A 17,764-nucleotide genomic window follows, 5' to 3' on the forward strand; every position below is an offset into this window, starting at 1 on the left:
TCAGTTCACCTTAGCCTTGTCTGCTTTTCGGTTCTGGTCACCGATCTTAATGCGAACCGTAAAGCAGTTTTCCAGATTCAAAGCCCTCAGGAATTCATGAAGGATTCTGTATTCATCGCCTGCGGTAAAAGCCTCGAAATTCTTCTGGAAGATATTGAAAGTGTGGGCCACATCGTCTACCAGTTTCTGAGGCACTTCAAACATTTCTACAAAGCTGACACCGTACAGCTTTCTAAACAGGAAGGCGGGCAACACCATTACACTCCTGAACCAGTCCGTAACGACCTGGGATTTCTGGGGCTTGGCATTCTGCTGCTTGATGACGTTTACATAGGTGCGGATTTCCTTGCCCATGGCATTCAGCTGTAAGGGACGGAATTCTTTCATCTGATAGATTTTTGCGTCTGCAATCAAATCCATAGAGGCACAGACAAAGAAGTTGGTAAAGTCGGAATACAGCGACTGGGACATGGATTCCAGCACTTCCATCTGAGACTCGGGAACAATCTTTTCTAACTCGCCACGGAACTTACCCACGGCATTCCTGAAATTAGATTCAGTACAGCAGACTTCATGCTCCCTGTTATTCAGAATAGATTCGCGAGCCATCTCAAAGCGGACAACTTCACGCAATTTCTTATACACGTCACCTTCATCGTCAGAAGTTTCCATCTTGACACCATACTTCTTTTCTACAGAGTCGGCCTTCTGCTTGACAAGGGCAGCATAATCCGTCTCGCTACAAATCTTCATAGAAGATGAAATCAACTGCTTGAAAAGTTCATTGTAACGGTCAGCGGACTGACTGTCAACGGGCTTAAAGTTCAGCAATCCTTCCAGGGCGTTATCGAATTCGTTCTGCATATACTTACCAATTTCAAAAAATCCCGGTCAAATGCCGGGAGGCTAATTTAACGATGCCAAATATAGCTTTTAACCGAAACTTTTCATCGCTCTCTTATTTTCGTACATGGCGTCATGGGCACGCTGCACCGCATCAACAAGAGGTTCGTTCGTGTAACAGTTATAGACGGCAAGTCCCTTGGCAATAGAGATGCGATCCCAGGGAGCAGAATCTTCGGAACGGGTAGCAGCCATCTTGCGGTCCATTTCAGCCAGAAGAGCCTCGCGGTTTCTGTAGTCTTCATACTGGAGGACAGCCACAAATTCGTCTCCGCCAACACGGAATACGGGACTATGGCCAAACACCTGGCAAATAATCTGGCAAGCGTTCTGCAAGAGCAAATCACCATGATCATGGCCGCTGCATTCATTTACCTTTTTCAAGTTGTTCACATCAAACGAGACAAAGCCCAATTCCGTAACGGCAAACATGTTCACCTTATTCTGCAGGTCTGCCAAAAAAGTATCAAAGGCCGTTTTATTGCGCACCCCAGTGAGGCCATCCTTAAAGGCCACGCCCCTTACAAAACCCATATACTCCTTCACATACTTTCGGATTGCAGCAAAATTACGGGCAAGATCCTCCACTTCATCATCAGAATGGAATTCCAGCGAAACATCAATATTTCCGGCAACCATTTGATTGGCGGATTCAGTCAGCGCCGTCAGAGGTTCTGTAATAGAGCGGGCCATACGTACAGAAATCAAACCGAAAACAAGAAGGATTATAAAAGTAAAGCCCATAATTTCGGCAACCAGTGCATCGCGCTGCATATTGGTCTCGGAGGCTGGAACTTCTAGCACAAGCACCATCCCATTAGAAAGGACTCTCTTCACGCAGACCCTGCGGAAATTATCAGGAACCCTAGAACCTCTCGACAGAGACGGATGATAAATTACAGTTCCATTCTTGTTTTCCAGGTAGGCATATCCAGACTCAAGGAATGAAATGCTCGCGATTTCTGAAGTCAGATACCCAAAGTCGATATCAACACCAACAACGCCAACTTCCGTTCCGAACTTGACCAAGGGCATCACATAGGATATCATGTAAATATCGACATTCTTATTTTCGTAAGGATCCATCCAGATGGGTTTACCCGAAATAACGGGGACGTAATACCAACCCACATGTTCGATGTCGCTGGGATCGTACTTTGAAAAATCGGTCGGGACCTGCTTCAGGATGTTTCCGTTCTTACTTGTCTTGGCCAGAAAAACCCCAGAAGTGGGAGGCGTAAACTTGGGATTATAACGCAAATACACAGCCACAGCACCATTCACGTTATGGATGGTCGCCCGCATAAAATTCAGGTTGTAATCCGTAAACGCTTGCTGGCGCAAGGTATCCTTCAATTCATCCAAATCATCAAGCCCATCCAACACCACATAAGATACGGTCTTCACATACTGCTCGATATTCTGCAACCTGGCAGAAATGCGGGCTGATTCCCTCTGGCTGATCAACTGCAGATGTTCCTGGGTGTCGTCCTTGACAAAATGACTAGCACACAAAATGCCAAAACCTCCCACGAATACTGCGCAGAGCAGCAATACGGAGAGGTTTAATCTTAGGATTTTGCTATGAATAGACGTCTTCATGGGTTAAAATATAACCAAAACGCCTGTATACAGCCGACAGCTACTTCACATTAAACTTTACAGCGGGACCATAAGCGGGTTTCGCCACATAAATTCCAGGATTTTTCACAAGCCCGCGAACCTGTTCCGCAATACCCGCAGACAAACCGTACACAGTCCCCACATAATTTCCATTTACGGTAAAGACTGAATAGTTCTGCGGAGTAGCCACGTTAAATTGCAGGCGTGTTCCGACAACCGCATTCGGATCTCCAAGACTGACCCAGTCCACATTGCCGTAAGCACCCGTAAACTGTAGCTTCAGCACATGTTCCCCTTCGGCGATTTCAGACACGGGGAATTCGATTTCGGAATAGGTTACCCAATCTCCGCCCTTGGGAATCTTGACCGTATCGGTCACCGTCTTGTCGTCGATGTACAGGATAAAGCCTGCCCCCTCGAGACCGCTAGCCACTCGGGCAGAACCGACAAGAGAATCATGGGCTCCAACGTTCACAGAATATTCCAGCCATTCACCCACCTGGGTATAGCCCAAGGAATAGCCTTCGCAATCCATGGTATTCAGGGAGTCGGAGCAGCCAAAGCCAACGATATCCACAGCATCATCCCTATAGACATTTCCCTGGTTTGAAGCATCCTTGTCGTAGAAGGAAACACGGTTTCCGCCCTTGTCATAATTTTCAGCTTCAATTTTTCCGGGCAACGCAATGATTCCGTCAAACGGTTCTTGAACGGCAGGAGTCGTCTCAACAGTATCCGTCCAGGAATACTGCATACGGTCTACGCCAGACTGGTTCACGATTTCAAGTTTGGTATTGGCTCCTTCACCGGAACGGGTTACCATACTGTACCAGTCACCATCACGGAGGCCAACCCAGTAGAAACTGCCCATCTGCCATTCACGAAGTTGTTCGGACATACCGCGAATGTAGGCCATGAAGTAGTTGGTGGGATTGGGATCGTTGTAATCCATGATCTCGTAATGAACGCCGTTCTTGTCGCCAGGGCCCATAGCGCCACCCCATTCGGTTGCCACGGTGCGGTCGGCGTACTTGCCCACCTTGCCCTTGAAACTGTTCATCCAGCCCTGTTCGGTAGTAATGCTCATGTTCCAGAAGGTGTATTCGTGCACTGCGAAAAGGCATCCATCAAAACGGGAATCGTCGGCGATTTCGGGTACATTCCATGCAAGGCCCGTACCATCCAGCAAAACATGGTCACGAGGAACATCCGGGTAACGAGCCAGCCACTTTGCGTACAGATTACGAAGTTCGTCCTTGGTGTACATATGGGGTTCGTTGAAAATTTCGAAATAGGCATTGGGATTGTCGCCATATTCCTTGATGACGGTATCCCACATTTTCCACCAGTCATCCATGTTCTTGGGGCCGGCGGGCTGTGCAGGGCCCCAGTAGCCAACGAGCATACGACCGTGAGCCAGAATACCGTCGATAATGCCCTTATAGGAGCTCCAGGCCTTTAAAGCGGTAGGTTCGTTAATAGGAATGCGCAGGCTGTTGATGCCCAGTTTTTCTACGAACTGGCTCATGACGCGGTCGGACAGCGCGTAGGCGGCCTGGTAGTCCTCAGTGCCGGTCATGCCGGAAAGTTTCAGCACATCGGAGACGAAATTGTCACGCTTATCAGCCCAGTTCGTACCGCGGAACTGATTCGTTACCGCAAAGGAGCTAACGGCAAAAACAGCAGCAAATGCTGCAACGGAAACCAATTTCCCCATAATATCCTCTCAATTGCGTCAACCACGACGCACCAACCGTAAACGGAACCACCACAATCCTGTTTACAAGTCTAAAGATATTTTTCACAGCGGTAAAAAACGCAAACAAAAAAAAAGTTCCTTTGACATTTTGTCAAAGGAACCAAAATCAATCTGACTTGTTTTTTTAGCGAAGCAGATACATGCCGTTGGAACGCTTCTTTGTTTCGCGGCCCAGATTTCGGCCCGTCAGAGAATAGGCGTTACGTTCGCCCTTCACAAGACCGGCAGAACGGCTCTGAGCCACCTTCTTACCAATGCGAGCTGTACCACTACCCTCGAACTGAACATAGTCAATATCCATCCAGTCACTAGTAACAGTAAAGCGGAGAATGTGTTCGCCCTTGGTCAAGTTCACCTTCTTTTCAACCAGGTTGTAGTCATCGTAATTATCATCGCCTTCACCCTTGGGCACGGAGATTTCTTCGGTAATGTCAGTACCGTCTACAGAGAACTTGAAGCTGGAAGTTTCGTTGGCAGAAGCCACATAGGCGCCCAAAGTGTATTCACCTGTTTCGGCAACATCAACTGTATATTCGAGCCAATCACCCTTCTGGTTGTAACCAATTACAATGCGGCCGTCAGTCTTTTCATAAATGTCTACGGGAGTTCCCTTACGGTAATCGCTGTTGCCCTGATTTTCGGAATCGCCATCGCTATAGGAAACGTTACCCTGGCCGATACCGCTAACGTCAAAATCTTCCATTTCGATCTTGCCGGGGATTGCAAAGGCCTTGCCCTTGAACGGTTCGCGGGGAACGGGTTCAAGAATCAAGCGGAGCAATACAGAACCGTGGGCAGGAACTTCAACAGAGACATGGTTCAGCTTGCCCAAATCCTTCTTCTGCCAGGCATCGCGAACTTCCACTTCACCAGTTACACCGATATCTGCGAAATCGCATTCGATAGTCTGGGTAGAGGTATTGTCATTCAGGAGAGCTACAGCGAGGTCACCATTGCGCAAGGGCTTGGTCCAGACCTGCTTACCATCTACATTAGAAATTCGATGTCCCTGCACGCCCAGGGAATCCTGGTTAATGGCAATCATATCCTTGTTCAGGTAAAGCTCCTTCACCTGGTCGCTCATCTTGCGGACATCGGAACTGATCATGATGGGAGCCGCCATAATGGACCACATGGTCATCTGGGACTTCTGTTCTTCATAAGTCAGGTTTCTGTTATCCACTTCGAGCATGTCCGGGTCATTCCAGTTACCCGGCTTTGCAATCTTCCAGTACTTGTCATTGGCATCGATAATTTCGTAAACGCCGCGGTACCAGGAGGTAGATCTCCATTCGGGGCCAATATCGAAAGTGGTACGCCACAGATGGGCGATTTTCGGCATCCAGTCCTTATATTCCCAGGCGCAAATGCTGAACACGATGTCGCGGCCGGAATTGCGGAGAGCCTTGGACATACGGGTGTAATCTTCTTCCTGGTTGGAGCCGGGAGCCGGGTCGCAGTTATCGTACTTCAGGTAGTCAACGCCCCATTCGGCAAACTTCTTGGCATCCTGTTCTTCGTGCATGTAGGAGCCGTTTTCGCTTACCCAGTTGCTGTTGTAATGATGGCAGGTACGTTTACCGCGGTCGCCATACACGCCGAACTTCAGGCCCTTCTTATGAATGTAATCGGCCAGAGCCTTCATGCCACTGGGGAAAGTCTTGGGATGGTTCTGGAGGTCGCCATTGGCGTCGCGCTTGGTGTCCATCCAGTTGTCGTCCAGATTCAGGTAGATATAGCCAGCATCGCGAAGGCCAGAAGAAACCATGGCGTCGGCCACTTCCTTGATCTGGGTTTCGTTGATGTTTTCGTGGAATACGTTCCAGCTGTTCCAGCCCAGAGGGGGCGTAAGCACCAGACTATCTGGGTGGGCATTTGCAGTAACGGCAGCTACAGCCATAGCGGCTGCAGCAAGACCCATCTGTTTCTTCAAACCGAACATCTTTTCACTCCTGTTTAATTCGGTATTAAACTATCCACTTCTGTCACTGAAAACACCAACCTACCAGAATATTTCATGGACATTTTGTCTAGATATTATCGACCAACCTGAATCGATTTCACAGAACTTCCTGAACGAACCATATACACGCCAGATTTTTTTACCAGCGAAAGTACATTCGATTTCATTTCATTGAAATTCAAGGCATCAATCTTTCCAAGGTAGGCACCAGATAAACCGTAGACTTCATAAGTTCGTAAAACATTACGATCCAAATTCAACGCATGCACAGCGGTTTCGCAGCAGGGAACCATGGGCACATCATTTTCATCAACCTTTTCAATGGAAACATTATCCAGCATAAGGGTTCCCGTAGATGTCGCCGCATTAAAGCTTAGGCGGGCATTGGTGTCCCTCGCAGCGGTCATCTGGAAATAGAATGAAAGGGGCTGCATGGAAGTACTAACGTCAAAATTCTGGACCGCGGTCAAATAGCTATCCCAAGGATCTTCGTGCTGTTCCACGTTCACTTCAAGAACACGATCTGCATCGGCACCGGCCTCAAAACTGACCTTGTACCATTCACCCTGTTCAAGATGAAGATTGTGCTGGATCAGCTGCACGGTATAAGGCTGCGACCCGACAGCGGAAATATCAAGAACATACTTGCCATCCTTCACAGAACCAACGGACTTACCATCGCCATGATTCTGGAGGGTCCATGCATTCGCAGTAGAATCAAAACCACCATTATAAATGCTGTCGCGGTTGGTGGGTTCAACAAAAGGAGGTACGGCAGGCGTTTCCGCTACCGCTCCGTCGAGAGAGAAGCGCTTTACAAAATTCCAGATTTCGTCAGAGGTATTGACGCTGGCCAAATCCATGGAATACCAATGGCCCTTATCCTTAATGGAAATCAGACGGATATCGCTATTTTCCTTACAGCCGCTCCATTTTTCCATGGAGGCTGCAGAAGTGGTTTTGCCAACTGGATATTGGGAAATCTTTTCGGAGTTGGAGGAACAGCCTTCGTATTCCACCCAACGCTTCAAATAGGAAACAGCGCTGTTGTAGTTCACCGTAGGATCCGTCGTGCCGTGAGTATGCAGAATCGGCATCATGCGCTTGCTGGCGGGAGCGGGATTTCCAACCGGGTATCCGGACACGGGAGCAATTGCAGCAATCTGGTCGCTCATCTTGTTAGCAGCGTGATAGCTCATCATGCCGCCCATGGAGAAGCCTGAAACATATACGCGTTTCTTATCAATTCCGTATTTCGTATACATTTCATTGATGATTGCTTTCAGGAAGTTCACATCCTTGTCGCCAGAAATATCCCAGGACTTATTTTCGCCATTAGGGAACACCACCACAAATCGGGCGGTATCCGCGATTTCTTCCCACTTAGCCGCATCATGCTGGTAGGGGGCATCCTGATTCATGCCATGCATCTGAATAATCAGGGGGCGATCTTTTTCGATATTAGTGGGTGCGTAAACCAGCATATTACGGTTCGCACCATTCACATTGATATTCTGAGAAGGAATCCCAAAGGAACTTCCCATAAATACAGTCAACGCAGCAAATGCTGCGACAAAGAACTTTTTGCCAGACATCCACATCCTCATTTTTAAGGTTAGCGGACACCACTCCGCGAACCCACCTTAAAACTATATGGGTTGTAAGCAAAAAGAAAACATCAAACCATAACAACTATGGATAAAAAGTCCATGACAAAACAAGCAAAAAAAACGGCACCCGACGTAAATCAGGTACCGCTTTAGTGTATGGGATGTGTTATGAAAGATCGTTTGTAAAATTTACTTGGTCACGGAAATCTTGTGAACCAGGCCACCACGGACAGGCTTTACGATATACATGCCGCTCTGCTTTACAAAATCGCGGGTAACGTTCACGATATCGGCGCCATTGCTGTTCACGATTCCCAGCAAGTTTCCGTTCAGGTTAAACACGCGGTAGTTCTGCTGACCGCCAACCACCATGCGAATGTCCCTGATGGAGGTGGTGCCAATAGGAGCGGGATCCGTTGCGTCCTTACCTTCGGCAAAGTTAAAGTAGTCAATGTCGAACCAGTCTGCGGTGGCGGTAAAGCGCAGGATATGTTCACCGGCAGGCAGGACCACATTGGCATTCACCTTGTTGTAATCATCAAAGTTCTGTTCTTCGCTATCACCGTCTTTCTTTGCAGCAGGAACAGCGATGTCTTCAGTAAGATCCTTACCATCCAGAGAAAGCTTGAAGCTGGAGCCACCATCGGAAGCGACTGCGGCAAACAAAGTATAGTCACCAGCCTTTGTAACATTGATGGTATATTCCAGCCATTCATCCTTCTGGATATAGCCAACCACAATGCGGTCGCCAGATTTCTTGTACAGATCTACGCCAGTATCCTTACGGTAATCGGAGCATTCGCTAACCTTGTCACCAGTGCAGGCACGATTTTCGGAATCCTTGTCGCTGTAAGACGGACCGCCCTTGCCCTTACCCGGATCGTCAAAGTCTTCAGCTTCGATCTGGCCAGGAAGTGCCCACGGAGTCTGGGTTGCATTGTGTGCCGTCTGGGGAATAGGTTCTGCGCCGGCACCATCCAGGTAGATTTCATCATTTGCGTCTACACCAATCTTGAACCAGTCAAAGTCAACAGATCCGCCAGCGGTTTTTGTTGCCCAGTTGAACAAGCCAAAACGATTACCCACGAACATGTGCAAATCGAAGCTCAAGCTTACATTAGTACCGATCTTCTTCCAAGAACTGCCATCTTCGCTGTAGTAGAAGGAGGCTGTGCCCTTATCGACAGGAATGTCAAAATCGACGCGGAGGTAAACCTTGGAGCCAGAAAGATTTTCAGAAGCCTCGCGCTTTTCACCATCCTTGGTGCCGCTATACATGACTACCTTATAGCTGCCGCTTTCCTTCGTAATGGCAACCATGCCCTTGTTGTCCTGCCAAGCAGCAAGACCGGCAACATCGCCATCATTCATATTAGAGCCATCCACCAAGGTACGGCCAACGCACTTGGGGCCAAAGGTACGCTGAGTCAGCATATTCTTGACGCTGGTAATGCGGGCATCGGTACGGCCAGTGGTAATGCGGAGCTTGCCATCAGCCAGTTTCCACTTGGAGTTATCCGGATTGTGGTTCCACTGCCATTCCAGCGGAAGTTCGTCGCCATCAAAGTCATCGGAAGTGACCATGCCGTAACCCGGTTCCACTTCGCTAGGCAAATCCAAAGTTGCGGGAGCCTTCTTGGAACCGCCTTCAGGTTGCGGCCAACCATCCTTCCACACCGTGGGAACCAGGTGAGAAATACGGCCAATAGGACCAGAATCGCGGAACAGGAGCGCATACCACTTGCCATCGGGAGTATCAAAAATACCGCCCTGGGCAACACCGTTATCCTGCAAGAAGATTCGGCCGGTAAAGCCATCCAAAAGGTTCTTGGAACGATAAACAATTTCAGTACGGCAAGCGCCTGCGGGCCAAGAAATAGTAAACAGGTAGTATTCACCGTTCACCTTTTCCATGTGAGAGCCTTCCTGCTGCACATAGTAATCGCGATCGCCCTTGCCGGTAATCTTGTTGACACTAACGCCACCAACCTTGCCGCTCTTGCCGCCAGCCTTTACGCCAGACGCATCGTCGTTCAGCTGCACATAGCTAATCTGATCGCCAGAACCGTAGAAAACCCAGGCCGTGCCGTCATCATCGAAGAACAGAGAGGGATCGTGATAGAAGGGCAGCTGGACTTCGCTCCAGGGGCCGCCTTCGATATCCTTGGTCTTGTAAAGGTGAGTCTTGTTGGTGGTATAAGACGGAGTCAGGACGTAATAGTAACCGTCCTTCTCTCGATAGCGGATGCTAGAAGCCCAGGAGCCCTTACCATAGGCATCCTTACCGCCGTTCAAATTCATGTTGTCGTTATTGGTCAGGGTTTCGTACACATAACCAATAGTGCGCCACTGAGCCAAATCGGTGCTCTTGAAAATGGGAATGCCCGGAGCGTAATGCATGGTGGTCGTCACCATGTAGTAGTTGCCCTCGACGCGTACAATGGAAGGGTCCGGAGAATCGGACCAGATCACCGGATTATTAACAGTGACGGCAAAGGCGCCAACTGCAGAACCGAGCAAAGCTGCTCCGGCAAAAAACTTCTTTAACAATCCCATATCAATCTCCTCAGCAGGCCACACCAACAACCTGCGGTTTTCATGACTATAAATTACCTCTGTCCAAGGACAAAAAACATGCCTAGACAAAAGCTTTTATTGACATTTTATCAATGAGGGGGGGGACGTTATAAACGTCTGACTGTTTTCAGTAGGTACTGCTTTGCGGGGAGAGGGCCCGCACTCGGAGTTACGAAGGCCGTCAGCCCTCTCCCCCGCACCCCTTTCCCGCCCGGCCACGTGAAAGCAGATTAGAACGTTATTGCATAAAAGGAACGTCTTTTTCACTCCTCACCAAAACATTTTATCAATGAGGGGGGGGACGTTATAAACGTCTGACTGTTTTCAGTAGGTACTGCTTTGCGGGGAGAGGGCCCGCACTCGGAGTTACGAAGGCCGTCAGCCCTCTCCCCCGCACCCCTTTCCCGCCCGGCCACGTGAAAGCAGATTAGAACGTTATTGCATAAAAGGAACGTCTTTTTCACTCCTCACCAAAACATTTTATCAATGAGGGGGGGGACGTTATAAACGTCTGACTGTTTTCAGTAGGTACTGCTTTGCGGGGAGAGGGCCCGCACTCGGAGTTACGAAGGCCGTCAGCCCTCTCCCCCGCACCCCTTTCCCGCCCGGCCACGTGAAAGCAGATTAGAACGTTATTGCATAAAAGGAACGTCTTTTTCACTCCTCACCAAAACATTTTATCAATGAGGGGGGGGACGTTATAAACGTCTGACTGTTTTCAGTAGGTACTGCTTTGCGGGGAGAGGGAGTGAGGTATCAAAAAAAAGGAAAGGGTCCGCGAACGGACCCTTTCCCCTCTAACCACCAAAATTTCGTTTTATCCGTAAATCAGACCAAGCGCTACTGCTACAATGCTGCAGACAACAATCTGTTTTACGATGGAAATTTCGTGAGCGCCCATAAATCTTCCTTGGTGTTATTTTTCAACTCGCATAATGAAGTTCTTTTCGCCGGGGACACTGACCAGGTAAACGCCCTGCTTCTTGGTAGCAGACTTGCTTACGCGATTGCCCTGCATATCGAAGTACTGGGCCTTGGACATATCCACCTGCTGATTGGACTTCACACCCAAACGGATTGCCGTGGGATCTTCTTCAGAACCGCCCACCTTGACAAATTCCACATAGTCGATGTCAATCCAGTCGTTGGTGATTTCCAGTTTCAGCTCATGTTCACCAGCGGTGAGAGTTGCGGAGCCGCCCTTCACAGTCGTGTAGCTTTCTTCGCTAAAGCCCAAGCCCTCGTTGACCATTTCAGTACCGATCTGCTTTTCATCCATGTAGAGGACAAAGCTACCAGTGCTGTTTTCGCCAGCGATTCTTGCAGAAATTTCGTATTCACCATCAGCAGCCACGTTCACGGTATACTTGAGCCATTCGCCCTTCTGGCAATGACCGATAGCCATACCCTTATCCGGCTGGTAAATATCCACGTCATCCTTACGGAGCTTGCCACCTTCGTTGCCCTTGCTCAAGTCATAGTAAGCTTTTCCGGCGCCGCCCTTGTTGTAGTTTTCGGCCTGAAGCTTACCCGGAATTTCAATAGGATCTGCATAGGGGCCATATTCTTCAGGGGGTTCATCAGCCACTGTAGACTTGCTGGGGTCAACCAGATCCACGGCGGGTGCGTTGGGGTCAATAGTCTTGTCGATCAGCTTCAGCATTTCGGAGCAGTAACGCTTGCCCAGTTCAATAACACCTTCGCGTCCGAAATGGTAAACATCCTTGCCGTTACCCTTCAAGCCCTTGGAAGATGCCAAACCAAACTTCTTGAAGTTGTTCTTCAGCAGAGCAATGCCGCCGTTCTTGCTGGAACAGCAGTTGTTACCTTCCTGGAGCAATTCACCAGCCACGAAAGGAACTTCGTTTTCGTCCAGATCGAGAGCGTCGATAATGTCCTTGTAGGTCTTGTAAACAGTCTTACGCCAGTTATCATCAGTACCGTCAGATTCACCCTGATGGAAGATGAAACCCTTGATGACACCCACTTCCTTGGCCTTCTTGGCAAGTTCCAGAATACGTCCCGGAGGATTGTTGTCGTAATCCTTGGGCCAGCCCCAAGACTTAATGTCCTTACCATCGCCGTCAAAATAAGCCTGATACTGATCCTTGTCAAATGCGCGGATACTGACAGCACCGATAGCCACAGGAATAATACCCACGGTCACACCCGGCAGGGAGTCCACCATGGCGCGGCCAAAGTAGTCAGCGGGGGAAAGCTGTTCAAACGAGTGGAACATGGGGGGAATTGCCGGATACCATTCTCCGGTCTTGATAGACTGGGTTGTGGAACCAGTACGGCTGCTGGCATTTGCCGTGTGAGAAGCCAGCATAATAAAGTTCTTGGGTTCCTGAGCCTGATCCACAGACGGAACGATTTCACCGTTACCCGACATATTGGACTGGCCATAGGCAATATAAATATGGAAATTCGGATTGGGTGCAGCAAAAGCACAACCGGCAACAGCCAATACACCCAGCGCCGCCTTCATAAATTTAGACTTAATTGTATTCATAACACTCCTCGTACAATTTATCACACTATAAACTATTCTTTAATGGAATAAAAAGCAAAATTTCTACACGTAAAATATGGATTATATGTCCAAAAAAACGTCATATTTTAAAAAAAAGGGACATCCCAGTTTCCCAGGACGCCCCTTTTTGGTTTTGGTTTGGTTTATGGAAGTTTTTATGAATCTTACTTAGTTACGTTCACTACAGCAGAACCAGAGACGGACTTCACCAGATAGGAACCCTTTGCCTTTACAAGGTCAGCAGTCTTGTTCTGCAGATCCACAGATTCAGACTTGAAGGAACCCATCAAATTACCGTTCATATCGAACACGGAGTAGTTCTGTTCGCCAGCCACGTCAAAACGGACCTTGACAATACTAGTCGTATCTTCAGGATCTTCGGGATCCACAACCGGTTCCGGGTCAGTTGCGTCCTTGCCTTCGACGAAGGTGAAGTAGTCTACATCCAGCCAGTCGGAGGTCACCTGGAAGCGAAGGATATGTTCACCTTCGGTAAGGGTTACATTTCTCTGGATCTTGTCAAAGGAGTCAAAATTGCCTTCGCTAGAAGTAGTTGCCGGAGCGACGATGGTATCGGTAATAGCCTTGCCATCCATCAAGAGCTGGAAACTTGCAGTACCGTTGTTGGAAGCCACATAGGCGAACATGGTGTAATCACCGGACTTGGCCACCTTCACGGTGTATTCAAGCCATTCACCATTGCGGTTGTAGCCGACCACGTTGCCAAAGGACTTCTTGTAGATATCGACGCCGGTGTCTTTGCGGTAATCAGAACATTCAGAAACATCGGTATCCGAGCAAGAATGGTTTTCGGAATCGGTATCATAGAAAGTCTTGTTGGCGTTACCCGTACCCGGGATATCAAAGTCTTCGGCCTGGATCTTGCCCGGGATGGCGAGGGCTTCACCCTTGAACGGTTCACGGGGAGTAGGAGGAGCAAAGGCGGCAGCACCAACCAGGGTCACAATGCAGTCCTTGTTGGAGGAACCGGATTCCATCTTGATGGTCACGGAACCGTTAACCACATCATATTCATCCAGGTATTCCGCATTCTTGTTTTCGCTGGTCATGTAGGCGCGAACGGTCTTGACATCAGCACCCTTTATGTTGACCGTAACAGTCTTTGCGTTCCTGGCATCACGATTAAGGAGAACCACGATGACGCTATCGCCATTGGCGCTCTTGTAAGCGGAAGCATGAACGTCAGTTTCGGGCTTCAGGGTAGCACCCACACGAACTGCACCCGGACGGATGAATCGGGCAAACTGGCTCATGATGTAGCCGCGCTTGGAAACCTTGCCCACTTCGTTGGAAGGAATGGAAAGCTTATTGCTAAAATCCGTTTCCATGATCAGGCCATAGCAACGACGGATGTACCACCAGGTGTACTGATTGAAGTTCCCAATAGCCAAGGCACGATGAATATCGTAGGCCACGTCCATAGCGCGGACGGTGTCCTTCTTGTTCTGATTTGCCTGGTCACCGGTATTCATAATCTTACGCCAATAGTTGCCGCTGCCCTGGCTTTCGGTATAGTGTTCCGTCATCCAGCGTTCCACATTTTTCTGGTCAGCGAGAGAGTACTGGAACCAGGAATCTGCGGTATAGGCTTCACTAGCGTAGAAGTGGGCGCCAAGAATGTCCCAGTTCTTCAGAACATTATCATCCTTCAGAACCTTGTCGTACATGCCCTTGGCATAGGCAAAGGATTCCGTAGAAATCACCTTGGTGCCATGCTTACGCATCTTGGCGGCGTAATCTCTGGTAAAGTTGTAAATTTCGTCAGCAGACCAGCAGGCCCATTCGCCGCACCAGTCCGGTTCGTTGCTGATGGAAAGGGCGTACAGGGGAACACCCTGGTTGATCATGTATTCTGCAAAGCTATTCAGATGGTCAACATACTTCTGGTAGTTGCTGGAGGCGATGTGCTGACCGGCACCTGCATAGTTGGAAGTCCAGGGGGTTGCATAGAGAATGAAGTCATTGCCGGCATACTTCTTGGCGGACTTGGCGGCGGCAACATCCTTGTTAAAACTGTTAGAATTTCCGTAAACCGGAATACGGAGGGTATTCAAGCCAATTTGGCCATCACCGGTACCAAAGGCAAGCTTAGCATCGGCATCGGAGAGACCTTTACCGCCCTGCCATTCATTGTGGACCATGCCACCAAAACCGCGAATTACCTGATATTCAGTATTTGCATCGACAGTAACAGTCGAAGCCAAGGCGCTACCGGCAAAAAAGCCCAGGACGCCAAACAAAGATGCAATCTTGCCTACGCAAGAGCAATTTCTATTCCACATATCCCATACTCCATGTATGAAGAGCGACACCACTCGCCCTATGCAACTTAAACTATTCCATTTCGGAGCATATATCCGCCATGGACACCCTCTTTCCATGGACAAATTGTCCATAGACAAAAAGCCCCCAGGCAAATTCTGGAGGCTTTTTTGGATGCGTTTATGGTATCTTTTGACGATTTTCGCCTAAATTCAACGATTTTCTGCGTTTTAGCGAACCACACGGATCATGGACTTTTCACCATTGGTACCACGGATCATGAAGATGCCCTGGACACCCTTGGCAGAATTTTTCCACTGGGCCGTTGCAGAAGACAGGTCCTTGGCATCGATGGTAGCCATCTTCTGACCGTTTACATCGAACACCTGGAAGCTTCTGGAAGAGGTCACGTTCATACGGATAGACTTAATGGAAGTAGGATCAAGTTCCACGTCATCCGGTGCATCGGCGCCAGCAACGAAGTTGATGAAGTCGATGTCGAACCAGTCTGCAGTGGCGGTAAAGCGCAGGATGTGCTCGCCCTTGGTCAGGTTCACATTGGCGCTAACCTTGCTGTAATCGTCAAAGTTCTGGGCAGATTCTTCGCTCTTCTTGTTGGCGGGAACAGTGATATCTTCTGTAATATCCTTGCCATCGATAGAAAGCTTGAAGCTGGAACCACCATCAGAAGCAACAGCGGCATACATGGTATAAGTGCCAGTTTCAGCAACGTTCACCGTATATTCCAGCCATTCGCCTTCGTTGATGTAACCCACAATCAGCTTACCGCCAGCCTTCTTATAGATATCTACGCCAGTACCGTCACGGTAGTCGGAGCATTCCGCTTCCTTGCCGGCATCAGTGCAGGAGTGGTTTTCGGAATCCTTGTCATAGTAGGACTTCAAATCGCTACCGCGGCCAACACCGGGAACGTCAAAGTCCTCCATCTGGATCACACCGGGGATAGCCCAGGCGGTGCCGCCATAAGGTGACTGCGGCGTGGGTTCAGTAGTTCCGCTACCTTCGAAGCCCCAGGCCTTGATAGCCATGGTAGAATCCTTGGCTCCCTTGAACACCAGGAACAGCTGATCCACAATACCGGAGAGGCCTTCAACTTCGCACTTGTTTTCGGCATAGGTTGTCTTGGAACCAGTATTCTTCAGTTCGCAAGTACCAGCCAAGGTGCCAGTTGCAGAACCCTTGCGGATTTCAATGGTGTTCCCATCGGCAACACTACCCGCTTCAACGATAAAGCCAGTTGCAGCAGTACCGAAGTCTACACCAGAAACGCGAATCCAGGATTCCTTGGTAGAAAGAGGCAACAGGAGGCTACCAGATACCTTACCCGGAGCCCACAGGGAACGGCTACGGACGCCTCTCTGCTTGGAGCTAGTCAGAGCCGGATACCAATCGTACGGGTCAAAGTTTTCAATCTGTTCCGGACCTTCGTTAGTGCAAACCACCTGCTTAATGGTACCATCGGCGTTATAGAACATTTCGTCTACAGAAACGCTACGGTGGTAACCTTCGTTAGGCTTAGGCATGCCATCATCGGCAGGGATAATTTCCAGACCATCGTGGCCCTTGGCAATACGGCGATCATGGTAAACCACATAGGAATGGCCCTTGAATTCGGCGATACCGTGGTGGTTGTTATTGCCGTTAATGCTCTTGCCATTCATGCTGGGATCGCCAAGGATGGTACCCTTCCAGGTAAAGGGGCCCGTGGGGCTATCACCAATACCATAGTCAATAGTGGGAGCACCCTGCTGCCAGCCAGTACTGTAGGAGAAGTAATACTTACCTTCATGCTTATGGATGTAGGAAGCTTCCAGCATCTTGCGGGTAGACAGGCCGTTCACCTTCACGTGAGAGCCGGTACCCACCGGAGCATCCTTGGCATCATTCAGCTTTACGACGTCAAAGTTATCTGTGTTCGGACGACTAGTGCTTTCGCCACCACCCCATGTCACATAGGTAGTACCATCGTCATCGATGAAGATACCCGGGTCAAAGCACCAGGAAACGCCATCACAGTCAATATGGCCCTTTCCCCAACCGGCAACCAGCTTGTCCTTGCCACCGCCCACAGCGTTGCTCCACGGACCGGCGATGCTATCAGCCTTGATATAGCCAATACCGCCGCCACCGCCATCGGGGAACACAATATAAAGTTTACCAGTCTTGGGATCGGAAGCAATACCGGAAGCCCAAATATCACCGATGCCGTTGATTTGACGGGCATCATAGATAATACCGAAATCAGTCCAGTTCTGCATGTCCTTACTGCGGAAGCCGTAAAGAGCATAAATCTTATAACCATCGGAATTATAGGGAGCCGGGTCATCGGAATCGGTGATGATGTAGAAATATTCATCATCGGCGGCGGCACCCGGGTCAGCCAGATAATGGTAAGTTGAAATCGGATTGTAGGCCAGGCCGAAGGTTGCAAGACCTGCGGCAAAGGTGGCGCCAACCACTTTCTTTAAAAGCTTCATGCTAAACTCCCT

The 17,764-nt window shown here is 49.2% G+C and carries 9 protein-coding genes; all 9 read right to left on the reverse strand.

Translation table 11 applies throughout. The features are described 5' to 3' along the window. Positions 1-864, reverse strand: a complete 864-nt coding sequence (locus B7992_RS06365; protein WP_073161119.1) for a hypothetical protein — start codon at positions 862-864, stop codon at positions 1-3. 69 nt (positions 865-933) lie between these two features. Beyond that, a complete protein-coding gene (locus B7992_RS06370; protein WP_088665825.1) occupies positions 934-2,505 on the reverse strand; it encodes a diguanylate cyclase in 1,572 nt (523 codons plus the stop codon). 40 nt (positions 2,506-2,545) lie between these two features. After that, positions 2,546-4,243, reverse strand: coding sequence for a carbohydrate-binding protein (locus B7992_RS06375; protein ID WP_088665826.1), 1,698 nt, complete (start codon positions 4,241-4,243; stop codon positions 2,546-2,548). A gap of 166 nt (positions 4,244-4,409) precedes the next feature. Then, positions 4,410-6,227 (reverse strand): carbohydrate-binding protein, encoded by a 1,818-nt coding sequence (locus tag B7992_RS06380; protein ID WP_083539707.1) that lies wholly within the window; start codon positions 6,225-6,227, stop codon positions 4,410-4,412. Positions 6,228-6,322: 95 nt separating this feature from the next. Continuing rightward, complete coding sequence (locus tag B7992_RS06385) at positions 6,323-7,843, reverse strand: carbohydrate binding domain-containing protein (protein ID WP_088665858.1); 1,521 nt, start codon at positions 7,841-7,843, stop codon at positions 6,323-6,325. A gap of 204 nt (positions 7,844-8,047) precedes the next feature. Then, a complete protein-coding gene (locus B7992_RS06390) occupies positions 8,048-10,414 on the reverse strand; it encodes a family 43 glycosylhydrolase (protein ID WP_088665827.1) in 2,367 nt (788 codons plus the stop codon). Positions 10,415-11,351: 937 nt separating this feature from the next. Then, positions 11,352-12,950: a sialate O-acetylesterase gene (locus B7992_RS06395; RefSeq protein ID WP_254917637.1), complete on the reverse strand. Its 1,599-nt coding sequence runs from the start codon at positions 12,948-12,950 to the stop codon at positions 11,352-11,354. A 185-nt stretch (positions 12,951-13,135) separates the two neighbouring features. Next, positions 13,136-15,274 (reverse strand): carbohydrate-binding protein, encoded by a 2,139-nt coding sequence (locus tag B7992_RS06400; RefSeq protein ID WP_088658896.1) that lies wholly within the window; start codon positions 15,272-15,274, stop codon positions 13,136-13,138. Positions 15,275-15,484: 210 nt separating this feature from the next. Beyond that, the gene (locus B7992_RS06405) at positions 15,485-17,752 is read right to left on the reverse strand and encodes a carbohydrate-binding protein (RefSeq protein WP_073285071.1); all 2,268 of its coding nucleotides are present in this window, start codon (positions 17,750-17,752) and stop codon (positions 15,485-15,487) included. Between the last annotated feature and the right edge of the window lie 12 nt (positions 17,753-17,764).

The organism is Fibrobacter sp. UWH1 (assembly GCF_002210365.1).
Lineage (GTDB): Bacteria > Fibrobacterota > Fibrobacteria > Fibrobacterales > Fibrobacteraceae > Fibrobacter.